Origin of the sequence: Paracoccus sp. P2 (assembly GCF_046335115.1) — a bacterium.
Lineage (GTDB): Bacteria > Pseudomonadota > Alphaproteobacteria > Rhodobacterales > Rhodobacteraceae > Paracoccus > Paracoccus pantotrophus.
In genome coordinates this window covers 109,171-116,599 of sequence record NZ_JBGOSN010000012.1, presented here as the reverse complement: position 1 = coordinate 116,599, position 7,429 = coordinate 109,171, and the positions used below count along the sequence as shown (strand labels likewise).

Here is a 7,429-nt window from a genome sequence, read left to right as displayed (position 1 = left end):
CGAAAGGGGCGGCCTTCTCGCATCCCCCGGCAGCCAGCGCCGGCCAAGCGCGGGGAGCGTCGGGCCATGGGCCGCACCGCGCAGAGGCCGCCGATCTGCCGCGGCAATGCGGGGCCTGGCCGCGCTGCGAGCCCGTCCGCCGGCAACCGACCGGCCCGCGGCCCCCTCAGGCCGTCCGCGTGCCCAGCACCCAGATCAGTTCGGCATCGACATCCCCCTGCGAGGTCCAGCAATGCTCGGTCGAGGCGTCGTAATACATGCTGTCGCCGGGATAGAGCACCAGGGGCTCGTAGATCCGGCTGTGGATGACCAGTTCCCCCTTCAGCACGGTCAGGAAGATCTCGCCGTCCGAAACGCCCCAGGCCTCGTAATCCTCGGGCGAGCGGGCCTTGACCACGGTACGGATGGGCGTGAAGCACTTGTCCTTGATATCCGCGCAAAGCAGCTTGTTGTTGCAGGTGGCATTGTTGAGATTGTCGCCCTGCCCAGCGCGGGCGATGGAGCGCCGGCCGGTGGTCGGCGCATGGCTGGGCTCGTCACCCAGCAAGGCCGACAGTTCGACCTGAAGGCCGCTGGCGATGCGCTGCAAGGTGGTCAGCGTCGGCGAAAGGTCGTTGCGCTCGATCTTGGACAGGGCCGAGGTGGATACGCCGGTCAGGCGCGCGACCTCCTGCAAGGTCAGTTGCTGACCCTTGCGCAGCGCCTTCAGCCGCGGGCCGAGTTCCAGCGGCCGTTCGCCGCGCGGACGGGCCGTGCGGCGCTGCCTCATTGCGATGTCACCAATCTGGTTCACGATCGGCATGTCTCTCCAGCCTTGCATTCCCGACGTCACGTTATCCGTTGCGCGGCATCCCTGTCCCGCGCGAATTCCCCCTGCCCCGAACTTTCCCGCGCCCTGATGCCCTGCAAACATAGGGCAGCGGCGCGGCCTCGATAAGGCGCGGGCAAGACCGGCCCCGCACCTATCGCCCCAGGGCGACCGAGCGGTCACGGGCCGCCTCTGCGGCACCCGCGACCAGTTCGGACAGGCCGTCCGGCCGCATCAGAACGGCAAGGCCGGCTGCGGTGGTGCCGCCCGGGCTCGTCACCTCGTGGCGCAGCTCGGCCGCATCCCGGCCGCTGGCCACCATCAGTTCGGCCGCGCCGCCGACCGTGCCGCGGGCAAGCCGTCGCGCCAGCGCCTCGGGCAGGCCCAGGCCGCGCGCCGCCTGTTCCAGCGCCTCGGCAAACAGGAACAGATAGGCCGGGCCCGAGCCCGAAATCGCCGTCACCGCGTCGATCTGGACTTCAGCCTCAAGGGCGACGACCTCGCCCACCGCCGAGAACATCCGCACCGCCAGCGCCAGGTGCCCAGGCCCGGCATGGGCATTGCCGATGATCGCCGTCATGCCGCGACCGACCAGCGCGGGCGTGTTGGGCATCGCCCGGATGATCGGGCGGTCGCCAAGCACCGCGCCATATTGCTGCAACGAGACCCCGGCCGCGACCGACAGCACCGGCACATCCGCGGGCAGCGCCGCAAGGCCCGCCAGCACCCCCGCCATCATCTGCGGCTTGACCGCCAGCAGCACGACCGCGGGCCGCGCAGGCCGGGGGGCGTTGACATGCGCGCCCTGCGCGGCAAGCGCCAGCAACCTGTCGCCGGGATGCGGATCCTCGATCCACAGGCTGGCGGGCCGCAAGCCCTGCGCGATCCATCCGTCCAGCAGCGCCCCGCCCATCCTGCCGCAACCGACCACCAGCACGCCGCCATCGTTCAGATCTTTCATCGGGATCGCTCCTTTGCTGCGGCCGTCAAAGCCCCTGCCCTCTGTCTAGCGGATAAAGTTTCTCCACTAAAGTACTTAATTTTTCCTATACGATAAATTTTTCTATCATTGCTCGAGAATTTAAGCTAGGAGAACGGAAGGAACGATTCTGCGGACGAAGCATCGCGAAGATGTCGCCCCAAAGGGTCTGGAGGAAATCATATGACATCTGCGATCCGGCACGAGACCTCGCGCACGCTTCTGATGGACGAGATCCGCGCCTTGCTCGGCCCCGGCGCCGTGCTGGAAAGCCCGGCCGAGATCCGGGGCTATTGCACCGATGCAAGGCGCAAGTTCCAGGCGCCCGCGCTTTGCGTCTGCAAGCCGCGCGACACGGCCGAGGTCGCGGCGCTGGCCAAGCTGCTGCATGCGCATGGCTGGCCGATGCTGCCGCAGGGCGGCAATACCGGCCTGTGCGGCGGGGCGACACCCGACGACCGCCTGCCGGTGATCGTCTCGACCGAACGACTGAACAAGCTGCGCGCCATCGACCCCTTCGGGATGACCATCGCCGCCGATGCGGGCTGCACCATCGCCCAGTTGCAAGAGGCGGCCAGGGCCGAGGGGTTGCTTTACCCGGTCAGCCTCGGCTCGGAGGGCAGCTGCCAGCTGGGCGGCACCATCGCCACCAATGCCGGCGGCACGGCGGTGCTGCGCTATGGCACGACGCGCGCGAATACGCTGGGGCTGGAGGTCGTGCTGCCCGACGGCCGGGTGCTGGACATGATGCGGGCGCTGCACAAGGACACCGCCGGCTATGACCTCAAGCAGCTTTTCATCGGCGCCGAGGGCACATTGGGCATCGTCACCGGCGCGGTCATGCGGCTTTATCCCGCCACCCCGGCGATCGGCATGTGCTGGCTGCGCATCGCCGGGCCGGCCGAGGCGCTGGAGCTTTTGCAGCTGTTCCGCCGCCATGCCGGGCGCAGCCTGACCGCCTTTGAGCTGATGAACGCCCAGCAGCTGGCCAATGTGCTGGATCACGGCAACCACACCGCGCCGGTCGAGGGGCGCGAGGGCTGGCACCTGATGGTCGAACTGGCCGATACCGCCGCAGCCGATCTCGACACGCTGATGGTCGGGATCCTGGAACAGGCCTTCGAGGCCGGGCTGGTCCTGGACGGCAGCATCGCGCAGAACCTGACGCAGGCCGAGGCGATGTGGGCGATCCGCCACAGCGTGACGGAATCGAATGCGCGGGTCGGCGTCAGCATCACCTCGGACACGGCGGTCCCGGTGGCCCGCGTCCCCGAATTCATCGCCCGCGCCACGGAAGCGGTGATGCAGGTCCATCCCGGCATCCTCGTGACTGTTGTGGGCCATGTCGGCGACGGCAACATCCATTTCATCGCGCTGTTTGCGCATGACCTCTGGGCGGCGCTGCCCGACCGCCAGGCGGTCGAGGCGCAGCTGCGCAACGCGGTCAACGACATCGCCATCGCGCTTGGCGGCACCTTCAGCGCCGAGCACGGCGTCGGCCAGACCATGATCGGGCTGATGGAACGCTACAAGGCCGGCCCCGAACTCGACCTGATGCGGGCGCTGAAACGCTGCATCGACCCCGACGGGCTGATGAACCGCGACCGCGTCATCGGCCCGACCGCCTGACCACCCGACAAGACCAACCAACAGGAGAGACGTGACATGACGAAACCCACCATGCCGACGATCAAGCGTCGGACCCTTCTGCTGGGGGCGGCCGCAGGGCTGGCCGCGCCGGCGATCTGGCGCCCCTCGGGTGCGCGCGCCCAGTCCACCCGCATCGTGGTGCGCGACGACGGCGGCATCTATACCCAGGCCTATACCGAGATCTTCTATCGCCCCTTCACCGAGGCGACCGGGATCGAGGTCGTGCCCGCCCAGGCCCAGGCCGAGCCGACCGCGCAGATCCGCTCGATGGTGGAAACCGGAACCTATACCTGGGACATGGGCAAGATCTCGGTCCCGGCGGTGCTGCAACTGACCACGGGCGAGACCAAGTATCTGGAACCCGTGGGCCTGGATGCCGAGGCGGTGATCCAGTCGATCCCGGCGCATTTCCGCAACGAATACCAGGTCGGCACCAACGTCTATACCACCGTGCTGGCCTATCGCCGCGACGCCTTCGAGGGGCGCGAGGCGCCGGCCTCCTGGGCGGACCTGATGGACCCCGAGAGGTTCCCCGGCCGCCGCGCCCTGCGCCGCCACCCCTATGACACGCTGGAACAGGCGCTGATGGCCGACGGCGTGCCGGCGGACCAGGTCTATCCGCTGGACCTGGACCGCGCCTTCGCCCGGCTGGACAAGGTGCAGCCCGCCACCGACATCTGGTGGACCAGCGGCGCGCAGGCCGAACAGCTGCTGATCTCGGGCGAGGTCGACCTGCTTTCGACCTGGGTGTCGCGCGCGCAATCGGCGCAAGCGGCCGGCGCCCCGGTCGAGATCGTCTGGAACCAGAACATCTGGGGCTGCGACGGCTGGTCGATCCTGAAGGGCACGCCCAATGCCGATGCCTGCCGCGAGCTGATCAAGTTCGCCTCGGACCCGGCGCGCATGGCACAACTGGTCAAGTTCTTCCCGGCCGGCATCGTCCAGCCGGCGGCCTTCGAGACCATCCCGGCGGACGTGGCCAAGAACTGCCCGACCTATCCGGCGAATATCGAGACCGGGCTGCAGATCGACGCCGCCTATTGGCTGGAGAACGCCGACCCGGTGATCGAGCGGTTCAACAGCTGGTTCATCGGCTAGGCCCCCGGGGAAACGGATCGCGACATGAGCACTTTGGAAACGCAGGGCCTGGGCAAGGTCTATGGCGACTTCGTCGCTCTTGCACCGACCGACCTGAAGGTCGAGAAGGGCGAGTTCCTGACGCTGCTGGGGCCCTCCGGCTCGGGCAAGACCACGCTGCTGAGCCTGATCGCCGGGCTGGCCGAGGCCGACAGCGGGCGCATCCTGATGAACGACCGGGACGTGACCTATGCCGCGCCCTATCAGCGCGACATCGGCATGATGTTCCAGAACTATGCGCTGTTCCCGCACATGACCATCGCCGAGAACATCGCCTTTCCGCTGAAGATGCGCGGCACGCCTGCGGCCGAGATCAGGCGGCTTGTGCAGGAGGCGCTGGACATGGTGCGCCTGCCCCATATCGCCGACCGTTTCCCCAAGGAGCTGTCCGGCGGACAGCAGCAGCGCGTGGCCCTTGCGCGCTGCACCATCTATCGCCCCTCGGTCATCCTGATGGACGAGCCGCTGGGCGCGCTGGACAAGAAGCTGCGCGACCAGATGCAGTTCGAGATCCTGCGCATCCACAAGGAGATCGGCGGCACCATCGTCTATGTCACCCACGACCAGGAAGAGGCGATGACCATGTCGGACCGCATCTGCCTGATGAACGGCGGCAGGATCGCGCAGCTGGGCAGCCCGGCCGACCTGTATTTCCGCCCGCAATCGCTGTTCGTCGCCGATTTCCTGGGCGAGGCGAACCTGCTGGAGGGCCGTCTCGTCTCGGGCGCGGACGGCGAGGGCGTGGTGCGGCTGGGCGATGCCAGCGAGATCCGAGTCACCCTGCCCCGGCCGCTGGGCCAGGGCGCTGCGGTCAAGGTCATGTTGCGGCCGCAGAACATCCGCCTGGAGGATACGCCCGGCGAGGGGCTGAACGCCAGGCTGCGCAGCTGGAGCGTGACCGGCGCCAGCACCAAGTTCTTCCTCGAGGCGCCGGCGCTGGCGTCTGACCCGCTGATCGCCACCCGCGCCACCGCGATGAGCGCCCGCGCCCCCGAGCCCGGCCGCGACTATCGCCTGAGCTTCGATCCGCGCGACGCCGTCGCCATCCCCGCCGACGAGGCCGCGTGATGGCCGCCATCCCCGCCCCGGCCCGTCCCCCGGCCGCGACCCGCCGGCCGATGAGCCGCAGAAGCAGGCAGCTTCTGATGGCGGCGCCGATGGTGCTGCTGCTGGTGACATTCCTGATCTACCCTTCGGCACAGCTTTTCCTGCTGTCCTTCCAGAAGGGCGACGGCTTCTCGCTGGAAAACTACCAGCGCCTGCTCGGCACGCCGGTCTATCTGACAGTGATGATGCTGACGCTGAAGATCTCGGTCGTGACCACGATCTTTGCGGTCATTGCGGGTTATCCGGTGGCCTATCTGATCTCGATCCTGCCGAAGGCGAAAAAGGGCCGGATCCTGTTCTGGATCCTGCTGTCCTTCTGGACCTCGTTCCTGGTGCGCGCCTTCGCCTGGATCATCCTCTTGGGCCGCAACGGCGTGGTGAACAAGCTGCTGCAGACGCTGGGCATCAGCGATGCACCCATCGCGCTGATGTATAATTTCTCGGCCGTGGTCATCGGCATGGTCCATGCCCTGCTGCCGCTGGCGGTGCTGACCATGCTGTCGGTGATGGAGAATATCGACCGAAACCTGACCCGCGCCGCCTCGACCCTTGGCGCCAGGCCCGGCATGGCCTTCTGGAAGATCTACTTCCCGCTGTCCTTTCCCGGCGTGACCTCGGGGGCGCTGATGGTCTTCGTCACCGCCATCGGCTTCTTCATCTTCCCGGCCCTGCTGGGCGGGCGGCGCGAGACGATGATCACCCAGATCATCATCGAGCAGATCATCCAGACCATGAACTGGGGCTTTGCCAGCGCCGTCGCCGTGCTGCTGCTGGCGGTCGTGCTGCTGGTCTTCGTGCTTTACGACCGCGCCGTCGGGCTTTCGACCATGACCGGCGAATCCGCGGCCAGGAAAGGCCGGCCCGGCCGCAGGGGGATCTTCTCGCGCATCGGCGACGCGATCCTGACCGGGCTGGGCCATGCCTCGGACGCGATCATCGGGCTGTTTCCGCGCCGCCGCGCCCGCGAAGGTGCGCCGCGCCCGCTGCTGGGCTTCGTCACCGTGCTGCTGGCGGTGATGACGCTGCCGGTGCTGCTGATGATCCCGCTGTCCTTCGCGGAAAGCGGGCTGAACTGGCCGCCGCAGGGCTTTACCCTGAAATGGTACCAGCAGATCTTCGACTCGCCGATCTGGATGAGCGCGCTGACCCGCTCGCTGGTCGTCGGCTTCAGCACCGCGGTCCTGGCGCTGCTGATCGGCACGCCCGTCGCCTTCCTGATGGTGCGCGGCAGGATGCGGGGCAAGACGGCGCTTCTGGCCTTTACCCTGATGCCGGTGGTGATGCCGAACATGATCCTGTCGGTGGGGCTGTTCTACCTTTACGCCAAGATCGGGCTGGTCGGCACCAACCTGGGCCTGATCATCGGCCACACGGTCATCGCCGTGCCCTATGTGGTGCTGACGGTCATGTCGGTCTTGCGCAACTACGACACCCGGCTGGACCTGGCCGCGCAAAGCCTGGGCGCGACGCCGATCCGCACGCTGCGGCTGGTCACGCTGCCGATCATCGGCGCGGGCATGATCTCGGCCTTCCTTTTCGCCTTCACCATCAGCTTCGACGAATTGACCATCGCGCTTTTCACCTCGGGCGGCATGTCCGCGACCCTGCCCAAGCAGCTTTGGGACGAGGTCTCGCTGTCGATTTCGCCGCTGCTGGCGGCGGTCTCGACCTGCCTGTTCCTGTTCGTGACGGCGCTGATCGTCGCGGTGGGGCTGCTGAACCGGCGCCAGAAATAACCTTGAACGGAT

General features: G+C 67.5%; 6 protein-coding genes. 4 read left to right on the top strand and 2 right to left on the bottom strand.

The genetic code is table 11. From position 1 onward, the window contains the following. Window positions 1-166: 166 nt before the first annotated feature. Window positions 167-802, bottom strand: a complete 636-nt coding sequence (locus ACDP63_RS10185) for a helix-turn-helix domain-containing protein (protein WP_024845748.1) — start codon at window positions 800-802, stop codon at window positions 167-169. A gap of 160 nt (window positions 803-962) precedes the next feature. Beyond that, window positions 963-1,769 (bottom strand): pyrroline-5-carboxylate reductase, encoded by an 807-nt coding sequence (gene proC, locus ACDP63_RS10180; RefSeq protein WP_081750599.1) that lies wholly within the window; start codon window positions 1,767-1,769, stop codon window positions 963-965. Window positions 1,770-1,970: 201 nt separating this feature from the next. Here proC and ACDP63_RS10175 point away from each other — a divergent pair, with 201 nt between their 5' ends. The 4 genes from ACDP63_RS10175 to ACDP63_RS10160 all read left to right on the top strand — a co-directional run bounded on the left by ACDP63_RS10175 (window position 1,971) and on the right by ACDP63_RS10160 (window position 7,417). Further along, window positions 1,971-3,416: an FAD-binding oxidoreductase gene (locus ACDP63_RS10175; RefSeq protein ID WP_028710873.1), complete on the top strand. Its 1,446-nt coding sequence runs from the start codon at window positions 1,971-1,973 to the stop codon at window positions 3,414-3,416. 36 nt (window positions 3,417-3,452) lie between these two features. Next, window positions 3,453-4,535 (top strand): ABC transporter substrate-binding protein, encoded by a 1,083-nt coding sequence (locus ACDP63_RS10170; RefSeq protein WP_024845751.1) that lies wholly within the window; start codon window positions 3,453-3,455, stop codon window positions 4,533-4,535. Between the two features lie 24 nt (window positions 4,536-4,559). Further along, window positions 4,560-5,642 carry an ABC transporter ATP-binding protein gene (locus ACDP63_RS10165; protein WP_024845752.1) on the top strand — a complete coding sequence of 361 codons (1,083 nt, stop codon included), beginning with the start codon at window positions 4,560-4,562 and terminating at the stop codon, window positions 5,640-5,642. A 77-nt stretch (window positions 5,643-5,719) separates the two neighbouring features. Then, window positions 5,720-7,417: an ABC transporter permease subunit gene (locus ACDP63_RS10160; protein WP_231486927.1), complete on the top strand. Its 1,698-nt coding sequence runs from the start codon at window positions 5,720-5,722 to the stop codon at window positions 7,415-7,417. The last annotated feature ends 12 nt before the right edge of the window (window positions 7,418-7,429 follow it).

Excerpts from the sequence above, each read along its gene's own strand:
- ACDP63_RS10185 (WP_024845748.1), bottom strand. The coding sequence starts at position 802 with ATGCCGATCGTGAACCAGATTGGTGACATCGCAATGAGGCAGCGCCGC.
- ACDP63_RS10175 (WP_028710873.1), top strand. The coding sequence starts at position 1,971 with ATGACATCTGCGATCCGGCACGAGACCTCGCGCACGCTTCTGATGGAC.
- ACDP63_RS10165 (WP_024845752.1), top strand. The coding sequence starts at position 4,560 with ATGAGCACTTTGGAAACGCAGGGCCTGGGCAAGGTCTATGGCGACTTC.
- ACDP63_RS10160 (WP_231486927.1), top strand. The coding sequence starts at position 5,720 with ATGGCGGCGCCGATGGTGCTGCTGCTGGTGACATTCCTGATCTACCCT.
- ACDP63_RS10170 (WP_024845751.1), top strand. The coding sequence starts at position 3,453 with ATGACGAAACCCACCATGCCGACGATCAAGCGTCGGACCCTTCTGCTG.
- proC (WP_081750599.1), bottom strand. The coding sequence starts at position 1,769 with ATGAAAGATCTGAACGATGGCGGCGTGCTGGTGGTCGGTTGCGGCAGG.